This is a genomic window from Flavobacterium flevense (assembly GCF_900142775.1).
GTDB lineage: Bacteria > Bacteroidota > Bacteroidia > Flavobacteriales > Flavobacteriaceae > Flavobacterium > Flavobacterium flevense.
Window position 1 is genome coordinate 1 of record NZ_FRCC01000001.1, and the last position, 24091, is coordinate 24091.

Here is a 24091-nt window from a genome sequence, read left to right on the forward strand (position 1 = left end):
TCATATTTATAGCCCGTACCAACAAGCGTTGCTTTAATTAATCCCAGAGTACTGCCAATCCAATAATTATTATCTAAACCTTTTTCGAACGTATTTACAAAAAAACCATTATCAAGTCCGTCTCTTGAACTTATTGCTGGGTAATTTATTTTATAAAAAGATGTAGAAACAGTTTGTTGCTTCTTAGTATCAAACACAGAAGTGTTTGCTTTAAGAAATCCATTTTCGGTACCTAAAAGTAAATAGTTAGTTTCATTAGTATATAGTCCTGTAAAATTAGAATAAATGATGTCCCCGTTTGAAACCGTAATTTTCCTTAATTTTGTTTTTCCACTATAGTTTTCAACAAAAAACAATCCTTTGTTTGTAATCATCCATTCTAAACCACTTTTATCAGATTTCATGTCTAAAAACATAGTGCTTTTGGGTACATTATTTAAAAAGTTTTCAGTGAGCACAATTTCAGCGGCTGAAGAAAAATCAACCGAAAAAACTTTTAGATAATTATTCGACAAAACATATGCTTTATCATCATTAGAAATATAAATAGAATTTATCTTCACTTTGCTTAGTGTAGCGTTATCGTTTAACTTCCATTTGAGTTTTAAAAATTTCTCTTTCTTAATATCAAAACATTCAATTCCCCCTTGTGTTACTAACCACAATAGATTATTTTGGGGAACTATTTTAACTATTCTATTTTTGTAAACACTTTCAAATGGAGAATTTTCATTGAAAAATGTTTTTATATCGTAGCCATCAAATCTATTTAATCCTCTTAAGGTTGCAAACCAAATAAAACCTCCATTATCTTGAATAATAGAAGTAACATCAGAATGTGCCAAACCTTCATCAACAGATATTCTATTGAATCGCAATTGCATTTCTTGAGAAAAACCTATTTGAAGAGCAAATAAGAACCACAAAAAAGACAGTATACTTTTTTTAATCATTATATAATAGTTTACAAAATTTACAAATTCGCTAAAAAAACATAGCACAGTTGCTCAAATACTGTTAAGCAAAGTTAAACCTTATGTTAAATTAAATTTAGCGTTTTTAATTTGAACTATTGTTTTTTTGTTCTATTTAGATGCTAAATCAATGATTATTTGACATATCTTAAGTATATCTGTACCTTATACAATAAGACTAAATTTAAAAATGCATACTTATTTATAAATTTATCTAGTTTTAACAAAGTATTCAAAAATCAGAGTGATTAGTTACACCAGGAAAATATTGTGTTCTAAACAAAAAATTGATACATAATCAAATGATTTTTCACTTTAAGCTAATCTAATTTCTGCTTAATATTTTATATCTTAAAAAAACGACAAATTAAAGAAAATACAAATTTGTTTTTTTTGACATATTCCTAAAATCAAAAGGATATTAAAATAAAACAATGCTTTACCTAATACTTATCACATCATAATTAACCCGAACCCTTCTATTTTACTTTTTTCTCAACTTTAATACGTAAAAAAACCTTAATAAGAGAAAAAGCAATTATCATGTTCAATTAAACAATCTAGCTCTACAATTTACTTCTAAATTTGGTTTGTAATTTCAAACAAGATTATAATGAAATCAATTGTTTCGCTCTTATTAGTTTGGATATTTTCTTTAAATGTCTTTGCTCAGGACAATAAAGTCACAGACCTAACAGTTCTAAAATGGCGTATTTGTTTAGATAAAGAAGCAACCTGGGCAAATGACAAATTATTTCTAACTCCAGAAATTTTAAAATTACCAAATAATCCGCCTTCTGAAGGATGGGAAATGCTTGAAAAAACTGGAAATGAAATTACCATTCCCGCAACCGTTGAAGAGCATTATTGGGGCGAAAACGGCTATGATTTCGGGATAACTGGTGATTACATAGGTGTTTTTTGGTTTTCGACTCAATTTAAGGCAAAGGAAAATTGGAAAGGAAAACGAGTGCTTCTCCATTTTAAAAGTACCAGATTAAGAACTGAAATCTATGTCAATAAAAAATTAGCAGGCTATGAAAACAATCGATTGGGAATGCGAATAGAAAACGGTGAATCCATTGTGGGTGTTTATGCCGATCGTAAAGAAGAACTCTATTCTACAGTCGTTAGAATACCTGTTGGAATAAGAGAAATTATCATTTCATCATTAGATTTAACGAAAGCTATAAATTCAAATACTTCAGCAAGTGTTGTGGCTAAAAAAATACTGCAAAATATGTTACTTAACTAATAAAATAAATTATGAAAATTAAAACCAGTCGTATCTTTGGCTCTTTACTATGTTTGTTCCTGGTAATTTCTGCTGCTTCACAAGAATCTAGTGATTCAAATAAATTAACTTCGCTTAAAGATAAAAAAGTCTTATTAGTATATGGAGGTTGGGAAGGTCATAAGCCAAAAGTATTTGCGGAAAGAGTGAATAAATGGCTTGAAAAAGAAGGTGCCAAAGTTACTATGAGCGATTCATTGGGAGTTTATACTCAAAAAGAAATTATGGACAATACCGACCTTGTAATCCAATATTGGACGATGGGACAAATTTCAAAAGAACAAAGTAAGGCTTTGTTGGATGCTGTTAAAAATGGAATTGGAATAGCGGGTTGTCACGGTGGATTGGGTGATTCCTTCAGAAACAATACAGACTATCAATATATGATTGGCGGCCAATTTGTAACACACCCTGGAGGTTTAATCGATTACGATGTAACTATCATTAAGGACAAAAACCCAATTACTAAAGGTATTTCTAATTTTAGTGTTAAAAATACGGAACAATATTATATGCACATTGATCCTAAAGTAAAAATACTGGCAACAACCACTTTTTCAGACACTCATAATTATTGGATTAAAGGAACGGTAATGCCTGTTTGCTGGACAACTCAATATGATAAAGGAAAGGTTTTTTATTTATCAATTGGACATGATCCAAAAGATTTTGATAATCCTGACGCATGGCAATTATTAACTAGAGGCTTCAAATGGGCTTGTAAATAAAAATTAAAAAAAATGACACGAAAATTAAGAATGGGAATGATTGGTGGAGGAATTGGTTCATTCATCGGTGATGTGCACCGAAAAGCTGCTGCATTGGATGGTATGATAGAGTTAGTCTGCGGTGCTTTTAGTAGTAGTCCTGAAAAATCGATAGCCTCTGGCAAAGACTTTTATCTTCCCGAAGATAGATGTTACAAAGATTATGAAGAAATGATCGCAAAAGAGAAAATGCTTCCCGAAGATCAACGAATGAATTTTGCGGCAATAGTGACACCCAATCACATGCACTTTACTCCCGCAAAATTAGCTTTAGAAAACGGTTTTCATGTGGTTTGCGATAAACCTATGACCCTAACCCTGGAAGAGGCTATTGAACTTGAAAAAATCGTAACCAAAAGTGGGCTATTATTTGCTTTAACCCATAATTATACCGGACATCCATTAGTTAAACAAGCTAAAGCTATGGTGACCAATGATGTCTTGGGAAACATCCGAAAAATTCAAGTACAATATTTACAAGGCTGGTTATCCACCTCAGTAGAAAAAACAGGACACAAACAAGCTTCTTGGAGAGTAGATCCTAGTAAATCAGGTATTGGTGGTGCTCTAGGCGATATTGGTACGCATGCCGAAAATTTGGTCGAATATATTACAGGTTTAAAAATAGAGGAATTAGCAGCCGATTTAGGACGATTTGGTAAGGGAAGAGTATTAGACGATGATGGAAATCTACTTATTCGGATGGAAAATGGTGCCAAAGGAACAATGTCATTTTCTCAAATTGCTTTGGGTGAAGAAAACAATCTATCTATTAAAGTATATGGAGAAAAAGGAAGTTTAGAGTGGCATCAAGAAAATCCCAATCAATTAATTACACATTGGCTTAAAGAACCCAAAAAAATCTTCACTCCAAATGGGAATGATTTATATCCAGAAGCATTAAATAGTTCAAGAATACCAGCTGGTCACCCAGAAGGCTATTTAGAAGCTTTTGCAACTATTTACAAAAATTTCGCTATTCATTTAATGGCAGTATTAAGCAATAAAACAATTGAAAAACCCGATTATCCAACAGTAAATGATGGAATAAGAGGGATGAAGTTTATTTATGCAGCAGTAGAAAGTGATAAAAACAATGCTACTTGGACTAAGATTTAATATACAAATAGAATGTCTTAAATTATTAACCAATTTATATGAAAACAATTAAAGGACCTGCTGTGTTTTTAGCTCAATTTGCGGGAAATCAACCTCCATTCAACAGTTTAGAAGGGATGTGTAAATGGGCAGCCGATTTAGGATATAAAGGAATACAGATACCAACATGGGAACATAGCTTAATCGATATTGATATAGCTGCTGAAAGTCAGGATTATTGTGATGATTTAAAAGGAAAAGTTAATTCCTATGGATTAGAAATAACCGAGTTATCCACACATCTTCAAGGACAATTAGTCGCTGTAAATCCAGCTTTTGATATTATGTTTGATAGCTTTGCCCCTGACGCAGTCAAAAACAACCCAAAAGCAAGAACAGAATGGGCAATCCAAACCGTGAAAAATGCTGGAACTGCCAGCGGACGATTAGGATTAAAATCTCATGCCACCTTTTCAGGATCTTTATTATGGCACACTGTTTATCCATGGCCACAACGACCTAATGGACTTGTGAAAATGGGATTTGAAGAATTAGCAAAGCGATGGCTACCCATTTTAAACCATTTTGATGAGCATGATGTAAATGTATGCTACGAAATTCATCCTGGAGAAGATTTACACGATGGAATCTCTTTCGAACGTTTTCTTGAAGCAACAGCGAATCATCAACGAGTAAACATTTTATATGATCCTAGTCATTTTGTATTACAACAATTAGACTATTTAAGTTTTATTGATTTTTATCACGACCGCATTAAAGCTTTTCACGTAAAAGATGCCGAATTTAATCCTACAGGAAAACAAGGCGTTTACGGTGGCTATTCCGATTGGAAAGATAGAGCGGGTCGTTTTAGATCTTTAGGGGATGGTCAAGTGGATTTTAAAAGTATTTTTTCAAAATTAACCAAATACGAATGTGATGTATGGGCAGTAATGGAATGGGAATGTTGCATAAAATCATCATCACAAGGAGCTCGTGAAGGCGCTCCTTTCATACTAAACCATATTATTGAAGCAACTGAAAGAAGTTTTGATGATTTTGCAGGAACTGAAATTGACAAAGAACAATTAAAAAAGATTTTGGGAATATAGAAACGATTTGAAATAGCACTATTAAATCTAATAAGCCGCCAAAGTTCATCTCTCAAAAATATTTTTATTCAAGATGGAAAATTCATTTTCTAAAAAAATGTTCTTAAACTAAATCACTTATTTTACTACAAAAATTATTTTCTATTTTGCGGTTTAAAAAGAGTAAATTATACTGCCTATTTAATGCTTTTTATCCAAACAAATCTCTAAAATCTAATATAAAATGATTTGAGATTTGTTCGGATAAGAACACTTAATAATAAGCATCTTTAAATTTTAAAAAATGTATCATAGAATAAGTTCCACGGCTTTAATTGTAGATTGTATGAAGCTTCTCAATATCGGCAGTGTCTATGTAGACAGGTTTCAGTTAATATTACTAGTTCCATCCATCAGTTTTTGAATATCCTCATAACGGTAGTACATAAGCCCTCCTATTTTATTATAAGGAAGAGTACCATTTAACCGAAGGTTCTGTAGAGTCCCTGCTGAAATATTTAAAAGTTTACGAACCTCATAGCTTTTGAGCCAAACACGAGCTTCTTGACCTTGCTTGCGAGGATACTGTTGATACTTGCGGATTTCTTCCAACAATTCTTTTTTAAATTTTTCAAGGTCGTCTTTAGTAATTAGATCCACGTTCATAATTTTCACTTTTTTATTAGCTTACACCATCTAAACTTATAAGTCAGGTAGTTAATTAATTTGGCAAACAAAATAACGCTATTATAGTCCTAAAAAATAAAATTGGATACACTTGGCTAACTTTGTCTATCTTTTACTAGCAAAATGCTTTTTGTTATGGTTAGCTAACTAGAATAAAATAATTGAGATTAAATCGAATAACAAGAAAAAGGCGATTGTAAATAACCACCTTTTATGTGTCAAAAATTCTACGTGTAACATTAATTGTCTTGCAAACTACTGGAAGATATACGCTGCTTAAGATTACGCATGTCCTCACTAAGTTTGTGTTCTATTACCTTTGCATAGATTTGAGTGGTGCGAATATTTGTATGACCGAGCATTTTCGATACACTTTCTATTGGAACTCCATTACTCAGTGTAACTGTAGTTGCAAAAGTATGCCTTGCTATATGAAAAGTCAATATCTTTGTTATCCCACATATATCAGCGATTTCTTTAAGGTAACCATTCATACGTTGATTTGAAATTACAGGAAAGACTGTACCATTATTTTGTGCCCGGGGATCATCCCTATATTTTTCAATTAATTTCATTGCTTGTGGCAATATCGGTACACGTACACTTATGTCAGTTTTTATCCTATTTGTGGATATCCAAAGCTCTCCATCAGCACCAGTAATAATATTATTCGGTCTTAGCTCAGCAAGGTCAATATAAGCAAGCCCCGTATAACAACTAAACAAGAACATATCCCTTACATGTCTCAGACGTTCGATGCCAAAATGTTTGTTTTCTAATCCTTCGAGTTCTCGTTTGGTCAAACATTGTCGCTCCACTTTGTCAAAATGCTTTTTGAAACTTGAAAACGGATCTTTAGGTAACCAATCTAACAGTACAGCCATATTTATCATTTTACGAAGTCTTTCAATATGTTTCATTATGCCATTGTTATTTAAAGGCTTTTGATGATCTTTCGGGACATGATTAAATAAATAGCTTTCAAAATCTAATATAAATCTATAGGTCAATTCAGAAAGAACAATATCACTTCTATAGTACTTCTCCATAAGGAACTTTTTAATATACCTTTGGGTCGTATAGTAATTTTTCATCGTGCCATGAGCCAACTTATGCATCTGTTGCTGATTATGATGTTCTATAAGTACTAGCATTGTTGGAGCCAATTTTCCAGTACCCAGCATTTTCTCTCGAATTGCAGGACCATCTATCACGACATCTGTGAGCAGCATCTGTTGGTAGGTACTTATAATTTTTGCTTTGAATTGATTAAGAAACATACTAAGTTCAGCGATTTCCTTTCTGCTTCCCCTTGGCATTCCTTTTTTGCTGTCCCATTCTGATGCCATTACCGAGCGCTTTACTGATATTTCTGTACGCTTGCCATTTACAGTTATTCTTGCGCAAATTGGCATTTTTCCCTGTGAAGAAACCTTCTGTACTTTAAGATAAAATAATACCCCAAATGTGTTGTTTATTGTTTTCATATCTCCAAAAAATTTAATATTTAACATCTCTTTTCTGATAAATTCAAATCATATTTGGAGATACTATTATGTAAATAAATAGATTCGATTACCCCAGGAATTTAAAAATACCAAACAAAAAAACATTGACTGAATTAGAAGATGTTATCCCTTTAAAAGGGACCTAAATTTAGGAAAACAAAAAGGGTAGCCGAATAGGTCCCATTTTATTTGATACGACTTGAACATTTTGGAGTTAAATAAATAGAAAAACCCCTTAAATCATACAATTTAAGGGGTTTTGACTGCTTTTAAAAAGCTTTTTTGTCGGGGTGGCAGGATTCGAACCTGCGGCCTCCTGCTCCCAAAGCAGGCGCGATAACCGGGCTACGCTACACCCCGTAACGCGGCTGCAAATATACAACTCTTTTTTGCTTATGCAAACTATAAATCAAAAATAAATTCAATTGTAAAAATATTTTTTTAGCGGTAGTCTAAAACCTGACAAAACACCTCAAATCAGGCTTTAACAAATGTTAACAAAATAGATTTTTAGAAACAATAATAAATTGTATTTTTACCGTTCAAAATTATAGAAATAAATGGGCAAAATCATTGCGATTGCTAATCAAAAAGGAGGCGTTGGAAAGACTACTACATCAGTTAATCTTGCTGCTTCCCTGGGCGTTTTAGAAAAGAAAGTTTTATTAATTGATGCTGATCCTCAGGCTAATGCCAGTTCAGGATTAGGAATTGATGTGGAAAGTGTAGAAATTGGTACTTACCAGATTCTGGAACACAGCAATACTCCTAAAGAAGCAGTAGTAAAATGTTCCGCTCCTAATGTAGATGTTATTCCTGCTCATATTGATCTTGTGGCTATCGAAATTGAATTAGTAGACAAGGAAAACAGAGAGTATATGCTTAAAAAAGCGTTGGAAAGTGTCAAAGATGATTATGATTACATCATCATTGACTGTGCTCCTTCGCTGGGCTTACTAACATTAAATGCTTTAACAGCTGCCGATTCTGTAATTATTCCTATTCAATGTGAATATTTTGCATTAGAAGGATTAGGAAAATTATTGAATACTATTAAAAGTATCCAGAAAATTCATAATCCGGACTTAGATATCGAAGGTTTATTATTAACCATGTACGATTCCAGGTTACGTTTATCCAATCAGGTGGTTGAAGAAGTTCAAAAACATTTTAATGATATGGTTTTTGAAACCGTTATCCAGCGAAATGTGAAATTGAGCGAAGCACCTAGTTTTGGCGAAAGCATTATTAACTATGATGCTACCAGCAAAGGAGCAACAAATTATTTACATCTTGCTCAAGAAGTTATAAAGAAAAATAGCAACTAATTTTATGGCAAAAGCAATAAAAAAACAAGCCTTAGGAAGAGGTTTATCTGCATTATTAAAAGATCCTGAAAATGACATAAAATCAGTTGAGGACAAAAATGCAGACAAGGTTGTTGGAAATATTATTGAGCTCGAAATAGAAGCTATAGAAATAAATCCGTTTCAGCCCCGAAGCAATTTTAACGAAGAATCATTAAAAGAATTAGCCACTTCTATTAAAGAACTGGGGGTAATTCAGCCTATAACTGTTCGAAAATTAGATTTTAACAAATACCAGTTAATTTCCGGAGAGCGCCGTTTGCGTGCTTCGAAATTAGTAGGTCTTACCACTGTTCCGGCTTATATTCGAATAGCCAATGATAATGAATCACTGGTGATGGCATTGGTAGAAAATATCCAGCGTCATGACTTAGATCCTATTGAGATTGCACTTTCGTACCAGCGATTAATGGATGAAATCCAATTGACGCAGGAGCAAATGAGTGAACGTGTAGGTAAAAAACGTTCTACAATTGCTAATTACTTACGCCTTTTAAAACTGGATCCGATTATCCAGACAGGAATTCGTGACGGTTTTATCAGCATGGGACACGGAAGAGCCATTATCAACATTGAAGATTTAGACGCTCAAACGGATATTTATCAAAAAATTGTAAGTCAGAATCTTTCCGTTCGTGATACTGAAGCTTTGGTAAAAAGCTATCAGGAAAGTTTAAAACCAAAAGCGGCTGTAAAAGCTAAAACGGCTTCTTTTGATATTGACGACAGTCAAAAAAGAGCTTTTAATTCTTATTTTGGCAACAAAGTAGATATCAAAGTCGCCAGTAACGGAAAAGGAAAAATCACCATTCCTTTCCAGTCTGAAGAAGATTTTAACCGAATTATAGAATTAATCAAGGGATAGTGAATAAAATTATTTCCATAGCACTATTTCTTATTTTCTTATGCAACACTGCTGCATGGGCACAAAAAAAAGTCCCTACAGAAGTAGTTGCTGCTGATACTTTGAAAGCAATAGATATTGACCCGTTAACACCTGCAAAAGCTGCCTTTTATTCGGCTGTTTTACCGGGTTTAGGTCAGGCTTATAATAAAAAATACTGGAAAATCCCTCTGGTTTATGGTGCCATAGGAACCAGTCTTTATTTTTATTTAGACAGTAATAAAAAATACCATCAGTTTAGAGATGCCTATAAACGAAGACTGGAAGGATATTCAGACGATGAATTCTCTTATCTGGATGATAACCGGTTAATTGCGGGTCAAAAATTTTATCAGCGTAACCGTGACTTATCCTCATTATTTATTGTAGGCTTTTATGTTTTAAACATTATTGATGCTAATGTGGATGCCGCTTTAATGCAGTTTAATGTAGATGATCGTTTATCAGTAAAACCAACTCTTTATCAAAATAGTTTTAACTATAAGACTAATGTAGGACTTACTCTTAATTATAATTTTTAACAGAATACAATAGAATTGGTTTACTCCAAATCATTTTAATTTAAAATACACACAAATGAAAATTGCGCTTTTAGGATACGGAAAAATGGGTCAGGTTATTGAAAGAATTGCTCTGGAAAGAGGTCATGAAATTGTTTTGAAAAAAGACGAATTCAATACTTATGACGGACTTTCAAATGCAGATGTAGCTATTGATTTCAGTGTTCCTATGGCTGCAGTAGATAATATTTCGGCTTGTTTCAATACGAATGTTCCTGTAGTTTCGGGAACAACGGGATGGCTGGATCATTACGAAGAAATGATTGCATTATGTAAAGAAAAAAACGGTGGTTTTATATCCAGTTCCAACTTTAGTTTAGGCGTGAATTTATTTTTTGGACTTAATGAATACCTGGCCAGAATGATGGCTAATATTGACGGTTACAAAGTTAGCATGGAAGAAATTCATCATATCCATAAACTGGATGCTCCAAGCGGAACCGCTATTTCATTAGCACAAGGCGTGATTGAAAACAACAGTCAATACAGCAAATGGACTCTTGAAAATGCAACCGAAAAAGACATTCATATTGAAGCTGTCCGTACGGGTGAAGTTCCGGGTACTCATACTGTAACGTATGATTCAGGTATTGACAGTATCGAAATTAAACACACAGCTCATAATCGTGAAGGATTTGCACTTGGTGCGGTTATTGCTGCCGAATGGTTAGCCGGGAAACAAGGTATCTTCAGTATGAGAGATGTACTTAACATTCAATAAACTTGTTTAAAATTTAAGGTAGAAATACTGCTTTAAACTTTTCAAACTTAAAAACACATAATTATGACACTATATCAATGGTTTGTATTTTTTCTTATTATTCAGGTGATTCACTTTTTAGGAACCTGGAAATTATATGAAGCGGCAGGAAGAAAAAAATGGGAGGCTGCAATACCGGTATATAATGCTATCGTATTAATGAAAATCATTGGTCGCCCTACATGGTGGACTTTATTGCTTTTTATTCCCATCATCAACTTAATTATGTTTCCGGTTATCTGGGTAGAAACTCTGAGAAGTTTTGGAAAACGCAGTCAGTTAGATACCTTTTTAGGCATTATAACTTTTGGATTGTATATCTATTATGTGAATTACACACAAAAATTAGAATATAACAGTGACAGAAGCTTACATCCCAAAAACAAAACTGCCGATACGGTAAGCTCTCTTTTATTTGCTATTATTGTTGCTACTTTAGTACACACCTATTTTGTACAACCTTATACGATTCCAACTTCTTCATTAGAAAAATCATTATTAGTGGGTGATTTTCTGTTTGTAAGCAAAATAAATTACGGCGCCCGAGTTCCTATGACTACTGTGGCTTTGCCAATGGTTCATGACACTATTCCGATGACCAAAAGAAAATCATACTTAAATTGGCCTTTACTACCCTATTTAAGATTACCGGGAATAGAAGACCATATTAAACGTACAGATATTGTTGTTTTTAACTGGCCCGTAGATACCGTTCATTATTTCCGTGAACCGGTAGGAACTCCGGGAGTTATAAAACCTATCGATAAAAAATCAAACTATGTAAAACGTTGTTTGGGTATTCCTGGTGACAGTTTAGCTATAAAAGACGGAATTGTTTATATCAACGGAAAAGTATTAGAATTACCTGAACGTGCTAAACCTCAGTTCTCGTATGCTGTGGGTATTGATACTAAAAATCCTCCCGTAAATTTAGAACAACTATTAAGAGAAATGGATGTCACTGATGGTGTAGGTCTGAATGATTCCAGAGACACTCTTTATTTTAGAGCATTAACTGCTGCAGGAGCCGAAAGATTAAAAAATACTGCCGGAATAACTGTTGTAAAACGACAAATAGGTAGAGGTGTTGAAAATGGAATATTTCCTCAGCTAAACAAATGGAATGCAGATAATTTTGGTCCAATTTATATTCCTCAAAAAGGAAAAACAGTAGCCATTACTCCGGAAAGTCTTCCTTTTTATAAAAGAATCATCACTACTTATGAAACAGATGACAATGGCAATCAAAATGATTTAAAAGTTACCGGAAACGAAATCAGACTGAATGGAAAAGTTATCAACTCGTATACTTTCAAACAAAACTACTATTGGATGATGGGTGACAACCGCCACAATTCTGAAGATAGCCGTTACTGGGGTTATGTTCCGGAAGATCATATTGTAGGGAAACCTGTTTTTATCTGGATGAGCTGGGATACAAACGGAAAAGGATTGAACAAAGTGCGTTGGGACAGAGTTTTCACTACAGTTAGCGGTGAAGGTCAGCCCCAATCTTATTTCAAAATTTTCCTGATTTTATTAGCCGCATTCTTCGTGGGTGAATATTTTTGGAAAAAAAGAAAAGAAAAAAAAGAAAACATATAGCCAATGTTTAAAAGTCAAAAGTCATAAAATAGCTATTTTATGACTTTTGACTTTATGACTTTAAAACGTTAGCCAATCAACAAATGAAAACCTTATTACACCCCTCCTATTTTCCTTCTATCAGTCATTTTGCAGCAATGATACAAGCAGAAAGTATCGTGTTTGAAATGGAAGATAATTTTCAAAAACAAACCAATAGAAACCGTACGTATATTTATAGTCCTAACGGAATTCAGCTTTTGAATATCCCCATAAAACATTCTAAAACAAGCCACCAAAAGACAAAAGACATTCAGATAGAAAATGATTTTGACTGGCAAAAACAACATTTTAAATCCTTAGAAGCTGCTTACAGAAGCTCGCCTTTTTTCGAATTTTTTGAAGATGATTTCATTCCTTTTTTCGAAAAAAAACATACTTTTTTAATGGATTTGAATTTGGAAGCATTGGAAATTATCTCCAAATGCATGCGTACCAAATTCGATTTTGAAACCACTACAGAATATTTTCATGAAGTGGATACCAATGAAATTAAAGATTATCGTTTTTTGGTAAACGGGAAAAAAGACCCTTCCGTTTTTGAACCTTACACTCAGGTTTTTGATGATAAATTTGGCTTTATCAACAACTTAAGTATCTTGGATTTACTGTTTAACGAAGGGAAATTTACCGTTGATTATCTAAAAACACAAAATTTAGTAGTTAAATAATTAGGACTAATTTTTTACTGTAAAAATTCAATACTAATTCGTGCATTCGTGGCAATAAAACCTACTCCAGCGAAAGCTTTGCCATTATCGGGAAATGGTCTGAATTATCAAATTCAGGAAAGGTTTCAAATTTTTTAACCTCCATTTGTTTATCGGCAAAAATATAATCAATTCGGGCAGGATAATATTTAAAACGATAGGTTTGTCCAAAGCCCACACCGGCTTCTTCAAAAGCATCTTTTGAATCCCCTTTTATAATGCGATACACGTATGAAAACGCACTGTTATTCATGTCTCCGCAAATGATTACAGGATAAGGACACTCTTTTAAGCTCTCTTTTAAAATCTCCGCTTGTTCTTGTTGTTGCTTAAAAGCTTTACTGATTCTAAAAAATATCATCTGCGATTTCTCTTTATTCATCACATCAATATTTTCTGAAATCTCATTGACATCCGGCGAAATTTTAATGGATTGTAAGTGCATATTATACACCCGGATAATGTCTTTCCCCTTCTTAACATCAGCATAAACAACACTATTATTAGAATTAGGAAACAGAATCTTTCCTTGCTCAATAATAGGAAATTTAGAGAAAATAGCTTGCGCGGTTTTAATTTGGTCTCCCTCCATAAAAATAGTCCGGTGCGGATATACCTTTAAATCAATATGTGCCGAATTAGAATATTCCTGGATACATAAAATATCAGGATTTTTATCGTTTACAAATGCTAAAATAGTTTCCGGAATATCTGCTTTATCATCCCATTTAAACAAATTAAACAAACGGACATTATAGCTCATCACCACAAAATCCTTATCGCTCTCCGGATATTTTTTAGCCGAAAATTTATAAAACTTATTAATAAAAGTAATACCTATTAAAAGAACCAACCCTGAAACAATCATCCTTTTTTTGAACTGAATGGCCCAATACAAAAAGAAAAGGCTGTTTAAAATAAAAAACAAAGGCATGAAAAGTGTCAAAACGGATAACCATGGAAAAATTTTAGGTGCCAAAAATGGAAGCACATAAGCTATAAAAGTGACGATAATAAGCGTAATGTTCAAATAAAACATTCCTGTATTGAACCATGAAAGTTTTTTCATTTTATTTTATTTAATGTCTAAAACCCCTTTTACAACAAAGCATTTTAAACAATTACTTCCCTGACTTGAATAAAAAATCTTTCTCTTCTTTAGTTAAACTATCGTAACCTGACTGGCTGATTTTATCTAAAATCTCATCAATTTGTTGTTGCGCTTTATCTTTTGTGACAATTCTGGAAGCAGTTCTTTTTTCTGCTGGCTTCACATTATAATTTCTATGTACTTTTTTAAAAGGCGTTGATGGAGACATTCTGAAACCATTAGCAAAAAAATCAATAATACGAGTAACAATCAGACTCATATCAGTACCATTTTGCAATGCTTTTATGTACATAAAACCGAAAAAAGCACCTGCTAAATGCGAAATATGTCCGCCCATATTATCTAAACGGATTTGCATTAAATCTAGTATGAGCAACACCGCTGTTAGATGCCATAATTTGACGTTTCCTATTAACAACAAACGCACTTGCATTAAAGGCTGATAAGCCGTAACGGCCACTAATATTGCCATTATTGCTGCCGAAGCTCCCACAATGGCTCCGCTAATATTCATGATATAATAACTGGCTGCAAAAACTACTCCTGCAAAAACAGCACTCAAAAGATAGAGTCCTAAAAATTGCTTTTGGGTAAAAAAGGTTAAAAACAACTGACTGGCAAAATTAAGGACCAATAAATTGAATAAAATATGGAAAAAATCAAAATGAAAAAAAGAATAACTCAGCAGCGACCAAGGTTTCCATAATAAATCTGCCGGATTAGAGGACAAACTTACATATTGAAGAAAATCGGCTTCAACATTCCCCAGTAGTAATAATCGGGGCAACACATACGAAATTAAGAAACAAGCTATGTTCCAATAAATTAATTTATTAGCTACTCCTCCCAGTTTATATTGTAATTTTAAATCGTCTAAAATATTCATTTTTCAATTCTTTTTTCAGGTTGAATAGCCATCTTAATTCCAACGGCGGTCATTAAACTGGTTTTTCTTCCAATACCACATAATCAGAAAACCAGTTATTGCTCCGCCAATGTGTGCAAAATGAGCAATCCCCGAGTCTATTCCCATTAAGGAATTCCCAAAGATACCGAAGAAACCATCAAACAAAAGCATATAAACAGGAACAAAGTATTTAGCTTTTACAGGCACAGGAATAAACATAATTCCCAGCTCAGCATTAGGAAACATAAAAGCAAAGGCAATTAATAATCCATAAACAGCCCCCGATGCTCCTACCATAGTCGTTGCAAAAGAACTAATAAAATTTTGATATTCAGTCGCTGTCAAAAGAGACTGCCATTGCGTATTAATTTTTCCCTGATTCAGTAACTGCAAAATTTCCGTTCTTTGAAAACCATTCGATTCTAATATACTAACGGCATCATTAAAGTAATAATAACTCACTCCGGTTTGTACCAGAACAGCTCCTAATCCGCAGGAAATATAAAAAAACAAGAATTTCTTTTCGCCCCAAAAATGTTCCAACGTTGAACCAAAAGAATACAAAGCAAACATATTAAAGAAAATGTGCATAAAATTACCATGCATGAACATGTGGCTTAATGGCTGCCAAAAATGAAAACCTTGATTTTCAGGAAAAAACATCGCTAAAATTTGATATGCCGGTTCACCTACGACAAGTGTTCCCACAAAAAACAAAATATTAATGATTAATAATTGTTTTACTATTGGTGTTATATTCATCATACTGCAAATTTTTTATCTAAGTCTTCCACACGCATCGTGATGAAAGTGGGTTTTTGAAAAGGCGATACATTAGGGTCTTTACAGGCAAAAAGACCATTTACTAGATTTTCCTGCTCTTTTACCGTTAAACTGATTCCTGTTTTAACAGCCAGACTTCTCGCCATCGATTTGGCAATACTGTCATTCTGACTAAAACTATTCTCTGGGATTCCGTCTTGTAAATCGCTTAATAATTGTTCTAACAGGATGGAAACTTCACTTTCGGTCACATTTACCGGAATTCCGGAAATCACCACATGATCGTCATTCGTTTCTTCAAAAACAAATCCTGTATTGACCAATGAAAGCTTTAATTCGCTGATTAATTCCATTTCGCCTGACGAAAAATACAAATTCAACGGAAACAGTAATTGCTGACTCGATGCCTGATGTACCGTCATATTAGTCAAAAATTGCTCATATAAAACCCGCTGATGTGCACGCTGCTGATCCACAATAACCATTCCTGATTTGATAGGCGAAACAATATATTTTTTATGAATCTGATAGACATTCTGAACCGCATGTTCTACTTCTTCATCATTAAATAACGAAGCGGTAACTTCTTCACTTTCAAAAGAAATTTCGGCGCTTGCCGGAAACTCAGGTTCTTGTTCTAAACCTACATACAAGCTTTCCCAACTGGCCGTTGCGGCTGGTTTTTTATACAATGATCCAGATGATCCCGAACCAGCATAATGTTTATTGACTTTATCATCCGAAAATGGATTGAAAGTACTATCGACCTGAATGGTGGGCACTGCTCCCGCCAAATCTTTGTAATGATAAGGGGTATCCAAATTAGAATCTCTGTCGAAATCTAAAACCGGAGCCACGTTAAACTGCCCCAGACTGTGCTTGATAGAAGCTCTTAAAATAGCATACAAAGCGCTTTCATCATCAAACTTGATTTCAGTCTTTGTAGGATGTATATTGATATCGATAGAATTAGGCGGAACTGTTAAATACAAGAAATAACTGGGCTGTGCTCCGTCTTTTAAAATACCGTCATAAGCCGCCATTACTGCGTGATGCAAATAGCCGCTTTTTATAAATCGGTCATTGACAAAGAAAAACTGTTCCCCTCTGTTTTTTTTAGCAAATTCAGGCTTGCTGACAAATCCTTCAATAGTTACAATTTCGGTTTCTTCATGAACGGGAACTAATTTCTCATTGGTTTTACCTGAAAAAACATTCACCACACGCTGTCTCAATGTTGAAACAGGCAAGTTGAACATTTCACTACCATTATGGTAAAATGTAAAATGTATGTTCGAATGTGCCAAAGCTACTCGCTGAAATTCATCAATAATATGGCGGTATTCCACCGTATCCGATTTTAAGAAATTGCGTCGGGCGGGAATATTAAAAAACAAGTTTTTAACAGCAAAAGAAGTCCCCTGAGGCAAAACCGCTGTTTCCTGCGATACAAATTTGCTTCCTTCAATAACTATTTGTGTTCCTAACTCTTCCTGTGGCTGCCTGGTTTTCATTTCCACATGAGCAATCGCTGCAATAGAAGCCAATGCTTCTCCACGAAAGCCCTTAGTATGTAAGGTGAATAAATCTTCGGCATGACGAATTTTAGAAGTTGCGTGACGCTCAAAGCACAATCGCGCATCGGTTACGTTCATTCCTTTTCCATTGTCAATCACCTGAACTAATGATTTTCCGGCATCTTTTATAATCAACTTGATATCAGTTGCATTTGCATCTACTGCATTTTCAAGTAATTCTTTCACTACCGAGGCAGGTCTTTGAACGACTTCTCCAGCGGCAATCTGGTTCGCAACATGATCAGGAAGTAATTGGATGATACTCGACATTTTTTTAGTATTCAGTTTTCAGTAATTAGTATTGAGAAGATAACCAAGCCCAGCAAATTTAATAAATTTCTATCGGCTTTTAGGGTATCCTATGTCATAAATAAAACAAAAAAACCCATACTATTTAGCAAAATAGTATAGGTTTCATTCTGAATTATTTAGTTTTTATTCTTTTAATTCCAAAGGTGTTCCTTCATCCAACTGAACAGCACCCGAAGTCAATAAATTTTGACTGGAATAACCATGAGTCAACGAAGCCTGCTGGCGGATATAAGCCATTTTTATGGCTGCAATAGCGGCTTCTGTCCCTTTATTTCCGTGAATTCCCCCACTTCTGTCAATAGATTGCTGCATCGTATTATCGGTCAGTACACAAAAAATAACCGGAATATCTGTTTGTACATTCAGGTCTTTAATTCCCTGAGTTACGCCTTCGCAAACAAAATCAAAATGCTTCGTTTGTCCCTGAATCACACATCCAATAGCAATAACCGCATCTACTTTTTGAGTTTGCAACATTTTTTTTGCACCATAAATCAACTCAAAACTTCCCGGAACATTCCATCGGATAATATTTTGAGCAGGAACTTCATTATCTAAAAAAGCATCTTCTGCTCCTTTATACAAACCTTCTGTTATATTTTCGTTCCACTCGGAAACTACCACTCCAAAACGAAAGTCTTTAGCACTTGGAAGTGCACTTTTATCGTAAACTGATAAGTTTTTATTAATCGTTGCCATATAAAATTTAATTTTTAGACCTTGAATTTATAAATAAAAATTGGTGATTACAAGCTTTTTTATAACTCGTAACCACCAATTTTTTATAATTTATTGCTATTATTGAGACAAACCAATCAACCCTTCTACTGAAGCGGCTTCCGGTGAATTCTCATAATTTTCTTTAATATCTGTAAAATATTTCAATGCATCTTCCTTGTTACCAATAGCTAAAGCTGTTTTTCCGGCTTTCAAAAGGAAACGTGGTGTGGTGAAATCATTTTTATTAGATTCTGCTGCTTTTACATAATTTTCCAAAGCTTCTTTTGGCTGATTATTTTCAGAATAGGCATCACCAATTGCTCCTTTTGCCATAGCACTCAAAACAACATCTTCTGATTTAAATTTGCTCAAATAATCAATAGCTTCTGTATATTTTCCAGTATTCAAATAAGCGATACCGGCATAATAATTAGCTAAATTTCCTGCTGAAGTCCCTGAATATTCATCGGCAATTTTAATAAATCCAAATTTCCCTTCAGAACCATTCAATGCTAATTTGTATAAGGAATCACTTGCTACTCCGTTGCTGGCCTGATCAAAATTTTGTTGTGCTACAAACATTTCACTAGCAGCTTCCTCTTCTTTTGGTTCTGCAACAAATTTCTCATAAGCTACATAACCTACTGTAAACAAAGCAATAGCTGCTACTACACCAATAATTATTTTTTGGTTTTTAGCAACCCAGTCTTCCGTTTTTGATGCAGTCTCGTCTAATTTAGAAAAAACTTCAGCAGTTGTACTGTTTTTTTCATCAATTACTACTTGTTCTTCTACTGCTTCTTTAACTTCTTTCTCTTTTGGTGCTTTATATCCTCTTTTATTGTACGTAGCCATTTAAAATTAATTTAGTGAACCGCAAAAATAAAATTTTTATTCAAACCCACACATAAAAACTCATTTTTTATATTTAAATCGAAAATATTTTTATTTTAAGTTTTTTTTGAACAAAAAATGTGATTAAATTTTTACTATAGAAAAGCACCAAAAGTCGTTTATATCGATATTTTTCAATAATTTGCAGCCTCTTTTGAAAGCCTAATAAAAAGACCAATCTCTCAATAGCAGCATCCCTCAAAAATGTATTTAAAAAAAATAGCTTTATTCAATTATAAAAACTTTTCGGAAGCCAGCTTCGAGTTTGATGGTAAAATAATCTGCTTTGTTGGGAAAAACGGCATTGGTAAAACCAATATTTTAGACGCTATTTACCATTTGTCCTACGGAAAAAGCTATTTTAATCCGCTGGCAGTTCAAAACATCAAACACGGCGAAGAGTTTTTTGTCATTGACGCCGAATTTATCAAAAATGAAAGAAGTGAGCAATTGCTGTGCAGTCTGAAAAAAGGGCAGAAAAAAATCCTAAAACGCAACGGCAAAGTCTATGATAAATTCTCCGATCATATTGGGTTTATTCCGCTCGTTATTATTTCGCCCGCTGACAGGGATTTAATTATCGAAGGCAGCGAAACCCGCCGAAAATTCATTGACAGCATTATATCTCAACTGGATTCTCATTATTTACAACAACTCATTCAGTATCAAAAAGTAATGAGCCAGCGGAATGCGTTGTTAAAATATTTTGCACTAAATCATGTTTTTGACAATGATACCCTTTCTATATATAATGAGCAATTAAACGATTTTGGCAATTATATTTTCGAAAAAAGAAAAGAATTCATTGCCGAATTTATTCCAATATTCAACAAGCACCATCATGCTATCACCGATTCGCAGGAATCCGTACAATTAGTATATGAAAGTCATTTATTTGAAAATGATTTATTGACGCTTTTACAGCAAAATATCAATAAAGACCGAGCCTTACAATACACCAGCGTGGGAATCCACAAAGACGATCTGGCTTTTGAAATTGACAATCATCCTATCAAAAAATTTGGTTCTCAGGGACAACAAAAGTCGTTTTTGATTGCGCTAAAACTGGCTCAGTTCGAATTTCTGAAAAAACAAAGTGGTGTAAAACCCATCTTATTATTTGATGATATTTTTGACAAACTAGACGAAACCCGGGTAGCTAAAATTGTAGAAATGGTGAATTCAGATACTTTTGGTCAGCTTTTTATTTCAGATACACATCCGGAACGCACAGAAGCTATCGTGAAATCGACATTGCAATCGTATAAAATATTCAATTTGTAATTTTTTAAACATATAAGTCATATAAGTTTTTTTATCTAATACTTTACTCAATGAGCTGTGTGGTTTTATAAATGCAGATCATATAAGAAAAAATAGCTTTTTATGCACCTATTACTTCTCTTATATGACCTTATGATTAAAATTTAAGTTATATGTAAAAACAAAAACTTATATGACTTATATGTTAAAAATGGCTTTATTTCATTCCTCTTTACTGGATTAATCCGTTTAAGTCTGCGTAATCTGTGGTTAAATTTTAATATAAATCTATCAAAGTCTGTCGTTTTGACTATTTTTGATACAATTAAAATTCAAATTCGATGAAATTCAAATCCTTATTCGCAATAATCCTTTTATTCAGCTTGTTTTCCTGCCATGCACAGACTTCGCAAAACATTAAAACGGTTGAAGTTACTGCTTTCGCAAAAGAAATAAAGACAGCCAAAAAACCGCAAATCATTGATGTTCGTACTCCGGAAGAATTTGCCGAAGGACATATTAAGAATGCTGCAAACATAGACTGGCAAGGAGATCAATTCATCCTGAATGCTGAAAAACTGAATAAAAACAAACCCGTCTATGTGTATTGCCGAAGCGGAAAAAGAAGCCAGAAAGCATCTGAAAAACTATCCGAATTAGGATTCAAAGAAATTTACAACCTGGATGGCGGCTACCTTCAATGGAAAGCTGAAACAAAAACAGCGCAATAAAAATAAAAAGTTACATTCATGCTTACAAAAGAATCACTACAATTTCTGGACGATTTAAGAGCCAATAATAACCGCGAATGGTTTCAGGATAACAAAAAAAGATACGAGATTTTCAAAAAAGACTATCATCAGTTGGTCTCTGATTTTCTGGATGCCATGAAACCCATGGATCCGTCACTAGAAATGCTGGAAATAAAAAACTGTACTTTCAGAATCAATCGCGACATTCGGTTTTCTAAAGACAAATCGCCTTATAAATCGCATTTGGGTGTCTGGCTTTCATCGGGTGCAAAAGATCAGAATCGTTCCGGATATTATGTTCATATTGAAAAAGGAGGCAGTTTTATTGCTGGGGGATTTTATTCACCTGATCCGGACCAACTAAAAAAAATACGCAAAGAAATTGCTTTTTTCTACGACGATCTGGAAGCTATTTTGAACGAACCTAATTTCAAAAAAGAGTTTGGTGATTTTAACCGAAGCGAAAAAAGCCTGTTAAAAAATCCGCCAAGAGGTTACGAAAAAGAGCATCCTGCGATTGATTTTCTCAAGTTAAAAAGCTTCGAAACGCTTCAGAAATTCGATATCTCCGAAGTGACTAAAAAAGATTTTGTTTCGAAAATGAGTCAGAAGTTAATCCTTTTAAAACCATTGAACGAATTCCTGAACCGTGCACTCGAAACAGAGGAGTTTTAAAATAATACTAAAATTTCTGCCACGAATTCACAAATTAATCTAAATAATTCGTGAATTCGTGGCAAAAAACTTCTTTAATGAAAAAAAGAAAAATACTTTTTCTTGGAGAATCCTATCGCGCCGATGCCATCACGTGGACAAACGGCTTAAAGGAATTTGGTGATTTTGAAATTATCAGTTGGGAATTAAAAACGCCTAATAATTCGTTCCTGAACAGAATCCTGCGAACACTGGAATTAGTCTTCGCTCCTATTACAATACGCAAAATAATTCGTCAGCAAAAACCAGATATGATTATTGCCGAAAGAACCACAAGTTACGGTTTTCTGGCAGCACTTTCAGGTATGCAACCTTCTGCCATTGCCCAACAAGGCAAAACCGATTTATGGCCGGAAGATTCCATCACCATTCCGCTTAAAAAAATCATTCAGAATTACGCCTTTAAAAAAGCCACGCTCATTCATGCCTGGGGAAATATCATGGCTGAACACATGAGAAATTGCAATGTGGACATGCAAAAAGTAATGGTTTTGCCTAAAGGAATTGATGTAGATTTATTCGAAAACAAAAATACTTCTGATTCTGATAAAATTGCTGCCATTATCACTCGTTCGCTTTTACCGGAATACCGCCATGCTATTATTTTGAAAGCTTTTGGCATTTTATACCAAAAAGGAATTGATTTTAGCCTGACAATTATTGGCGATGGCAAACAACTTTCATATTTAAAAGCATTATCTAAATCATTGCAAATCGAAAACAAAGTGGTTTTCACAGGGAGAATCCCGAATACCGAACTCCCTAAATTATTACAACAATCCAATTTTTACATCAGCATGCCTGTAACCGAAGGCGTTTCGGCTTCTTTATTTGAAGCTATGGCTTGCGGTTGCTATCCTATAGTTTCTGATATTGCGGGAAATCAAAGTTGGATTCGCCATCGTGAAAACGGACAATTAATTACGGTAGATGATATTGAAATGCTTGCTAATGAAATCCTTTGGGCTTTTGAGAAGAAAGCGATTCGAAACCAAACCATTACAAACAACCGCAAATTCATTGAAAATCATGTGAATTACAAAACTAATATGAAAATCATTGCGGATAAATACCACATATTAATTGACAAAACACTTAAAAAAACAATAAATCATAAATGAAACAATTATTCACATTAATTTTTTTTTCAGTTATCAGTATTATTTCTTATTCTCAAAATATTAATTTTGAAAATAAGTACACATCTGAAATAGTTTTTATAAAAGACTCAAATTTAAAAAAATTACTTCTCAAAATCATCAAAAAAGATGTCCTTTGTCAAACAAAAGGACTTGAGTGGTATCTTGATATTATAGATAATGATAAAATTTTAATTAGCAAATATGCTATTGAAAACTTTATAGATACAAAAGGAATCAATAATATATATGCAACAACAATAGATGATAACATTCTATTTATTGTGAACAGCGAGTATATGAATAATATTATCTCAAAATCAAAATATTCAATAGATCTAAGTCACTTCAAAGGAAAAGAAAATTATTCTACAGTAGATTATTCATTTTGGGCTATTCAAAAAAAAGGTAATAAATATCAAATTATTAAAGAAAAAAAATATAACTGTGATTAATAAATTGTAGATTCAACCTATAAATACAACGATTTACAAAAGAAATCCGTTTGATCTGGGTTAATACATGGCTAACTATTTTAACCATATAAGACATATA

General features: G+C 33.6%; 24 protein-coding genes and 1 tRNA gene. 15 read left to right on the forward strand and 10 right to left on the reverse strand.

The genetic code is table 11. The annotated features are described in order from the left end of the window. Positions 1-953 (reverse strand): ligand-binding sensor domain-containing protein (locus BUB89_RS00005; RefSeq protein ID WP_317048469.1); only part of this gene is annotated, 953 nt, incomplete at its 3' end. Between the two features lie 634 nt (positions 954-1587). Between BUB89_RS00005 and BUB89_RS00010 the strand changes: the two genes are divergently transcribed. From BUB89_RS00010 to BUB89_RS00025, 4 genes are read left to right on the forward strand one after another with little or no spacing between them, the layout of a single operon-like run. After that, positions 1588-2229, forward strand: coding sequence for a hypothetical protein (locus tag BUB89_RS00010; protein WP_073240604.1), 642 nt, complete (start codon positions 1588-1590; stop codon positions 2227-2229). 11 nt (positions 2230-2240) lie between these two features. Then, a complete protein-coding gene (locus BUB89_RS00015) occupies positions 2241-2996 on the forward strand; it encodes a ThuA domain-containing protein (RefSeq protein WP_083552385.1) in 756 nt (251 codons plus the stop codon). A gap of 12 nt (positions 2997-3008) precedes the next feature. Further along, positions 3009-4154, forward strand: a complete 1146-nt coding sequence (locus tag BUB89_RS00020; RefSeq protein ID WP_073240606.1) for a Gfo/Idh/MocA family protein — start codon at positions 3009-3011, stop codon at positions 4152-4154. A gap of 38 nt (positions 4155-4192) precedes the next feature. Next, a complete protein-coding gene (locus BUB89_RS00025) occupies positions 4193-5245 on the forward strand; it encodes a sugar phosphate isomerase/epimerase family protein (RefSeq protein ID WP_073240608.1) in 1053 nt (350 codons plus the stop codon). A 366-nt stretch (positions 5246-5611) separates the two neighbouring features. Here the strand turns inward: BUB89_RS00025 and BUB89_RS00030 are convergent, their stop codons facing one another. The 3 genes from BUB89_RS00030 to BUB89_RS00040 all read right to left on the reverse strand — a co-directional run bounded on the left by BUB89_RS00030 (position 5612) and on the right by BUB89_RS00040 (position 7779). Continuing rightward, complete coding sequence (locus BUB89_RS00030; protein WP_073240610.1) at positions 5612-5890, reverse strand: helix-turn-helix domain-containing protein; 279 nt, start codon at positions 5888-5890, stop codon at positions 5612-5614. Positions 5891-6150: 260 nt separating this feature from the next. Continuing rightward, positions 6151-7398, reverse strand: coding sequence for a site-specific integrase (locus BUB89_RS00035; protein ID WP_073241792.1), 1248 nt, complete (start codon positions 7396-7398; stop codon positions 6151-6153). 306 nt (positions 7399-7704) lie between these two features. Next, positions 7705-7779: transfer RNA gene (locus tag BUB89_RS00040), tRNA-Pro, on the reverse strand. Between the two features lie 200 nt (positions 7780-7979). On the opposite strand from BUB89_RS00040, the gene BUB89_RS00045 reads away from it, so the two are divergent. From BUB89_RS00045 to BUB89_RS00070, 6 genes are all read left to right on the forward strand, one after another. Further along, positions 7980-8747, forward strand: a complete 768-nt coding sequence (locus BUB89_RS00045) for a ParA family protein (RefSeq protein WP_073240612.1) — start codon at positions 7980-7982, stop codon at positions 8745-8747. Between the two features lie 4 nt (positions 8748-8751). Next, complete coding sequence (locus BUB89_RS00050) at positions 8752-9651, forward strand: ParB/RepB/Spo0J family partition protein (RefSeq protein WP_073240614.1); 900 nt, start codon at positions 8752-8754, stop codon at positions 9649-9651. Beyond that, positions 9651-10211 carry a DUF5683 domain-containing protein gene (locus BUB89_RS00055; protein ID WP_073240616.1) on the forward strand — a complete coding sequence of 187 codons (561 nt, stop codon included), beginning with the start codon at positions 9651-9653 and terminating at the stop codon, positions 10209-10211. The genes BUB89_RS00050 and BUB89_RS00055 overlap by 1 nt, the downstream gene beginning before the upstream one ends. A gap of 55 nt (positions 10212-10266) precedes the next feature. Next, positions 10267-10971 carry a 4-hydroxy-tetrahydrodipicolinate reductase gene (gene dapB, locus BUB89_RS00060; RefSeq protein ID WP_073240618.1) on the forward strand — a complete coding sequence of 235 codons (705 nt, stop codon included), beginning with the start codon at positions 10267-10269 and terminating at the stop codon, positions 10969-10971. A gap of 63 nt (positions 10972-11034) precedes the next feature. Beyond that, the gene (gene lepB, locus BUB89_RS00065; RefSeq protein ID WP_073240620.1) at positions 11035-12615 is read left to right on the forward strand and encodes a signal peptidase I; all 1581 of its coding nucleotides are present in this window, start codon (positions 11035-11037) and stop codon (positions 12613-12615) included. Positions 12616-12698: 83 nt separating this feature from the next. Then, positions 12699-13325, forward strand: coding sequence for a WbqC family protein (locus tag BUB89_RS00070; RefSeq protein ID WP_073240623.1), 627 nt, complete (start codon positions 12699-12701; stop codon positions 13323-13325). A 61-nt stretch (positions 13326-13386) separates the two neighbouring features. On the opposite strand, the gene BUB89_RS00075 is transcribed toward BUB89_RS00070, so the two are convergent. From BUB89_RS00075 to BUB89_RS00100, 6 genes are all read right to left on the reverse strand, one after another. After that, complete coding sequence (locus BUB89_RS00075; protein WP_073240625.1) at positions 13387-14433, reverse strand: endonuclease/exonuclease/phosphatase family protein; 1047 nt, start codon at positions 14431-14433, stop codon at positions 13387-13389. Between the two features lie 52 nt (positions 14434-14485). Continuing rightward, positions 14486-15361 (reverse strand): rhomboid family intramembrane serine protease, encoded by an 876-nt coding sequence (locus BUB89_RS00080; RefSeq protein WP_073240627.1) that lies wholly within the window; start codon positions 15359-15361, stop codon positions 14486-14488. A gap of 33 nt (positions 15362-15394) precedes the next feature. After that, positions 15395-16147, reverse strand: a complete 753-nt coding sequence (locus tag BUB89_RS00085; protein ID WP_073240630.1) for a rhomboid family intramembrane serine protease — start codon at positions 16145-16147, stop codon at positions 15395-15397. Beyond that, on the reverse strand, positions 16144-18012 hold the full coding sequence (gene mutL, locus BUB89_RS00090; RefSeq protein WP_073240632.1) for a DNA mismatch repair endonuclease MutL: 1869 nt from the start codon (positions 18010-18012) through the stop codon (positions 16144-16146). The genes BUB89_RS00085 and mutL overlap by 4 nt, the downstream gene beginning before the upstream one ends. Before the next feature lie 165 nt (positions 18013-18177). Continuing rightward, positions 18178-18753: a 6,7-dimethyl-8-ribityllumazine synthase gene (gene ribH, locus BUB89_RS00095; protein WP_073240635.1), complete on the reverse strand. Its 576-nt coding sequence runs from the start codon at positions 18751-18753 to the stop codon at positions 18178-18180. Between the two features lie 99 nt (positions 18754-18852). Further along, a complete protein-coding gene (locus BUB89_RS00100) occupies positions 18853-19629 on the reverse strand; it encodes a tetratricopeptide repeat protein (protein WP_073240637.1) in 777 nt (258 codons plus the stop codon). Positions 19630-19872: 243 nt separating this feature from the next. Here BUB89_RS00100 and recF point away from each other — a divergent pair, with 243 nt between their 5' ends. The 5 genes from recF (at position 19873) to BUB89_RS00125 (ending at position 23991) form a co-directional block, all read left to right on the forward strand. Beyond that, positions 19873-20952 (forward strand): DNA replication/repair protein RecF, encoded by a 1080-nt coding sequence (gene recF / locus BUB89_RS00105; protein WP_073240639.1) that lies wholly within the window; start codon positions 19873-19875, stop codon positions 20950-20952. A 320-nt stretch (positions 20953-21272) separates the two neighbouring features. Beyond that, positions 21273-21662 carry a rhodanese-like domain-containing protein gene (locus BUB89_RS00110; protein WP_073240641.1) on the forward strand — a complete coding sequence of 130 codons (390 nt, stop codon included), beginning with the start codon at positions 21273-21275 and terminating at the stop codon, positions 21660-21662. 18 nt (positions 21663-21680) lie between these two features. Beyond that, a complete protein-coding gene (locus tag BUB89_RS00115) occupies positions 21681-22358 on the forward strand; it encodes a DUF2461 domain-containing protein (protein WP_073240643.1) in 678 nt (225 codons plus the stop codon). A 77-nt stretch (positions 22359-22435) separates the two neighbouring features. After that, the gene (locus BUB89_RS00120; RefSeq protein ID WP_073240645.1) at positions 22436-23518 is read left to right on the forward strand and encodes a glycosyltransferase; all 1083 of its coding nucleotides are present in this window, start codon (positions 22436-22438) and stop codon (positions 23516-23518) included. After that, positions 23515-23991, forward strand: a complete 477-nt coding sequence (locus tag BUB89_RS00125; protein ID WP_073240647.1) for a hypothetical protein — start codon at positions 23515-23517, stop codon at positions 23989-23991. Before BUB89_RS00120 ends, BUB89_RS00125 begins: the two co-directional genes overlap by 4 nt. Positions 23992-24091 lie beyond the last annotated feature (100 nt).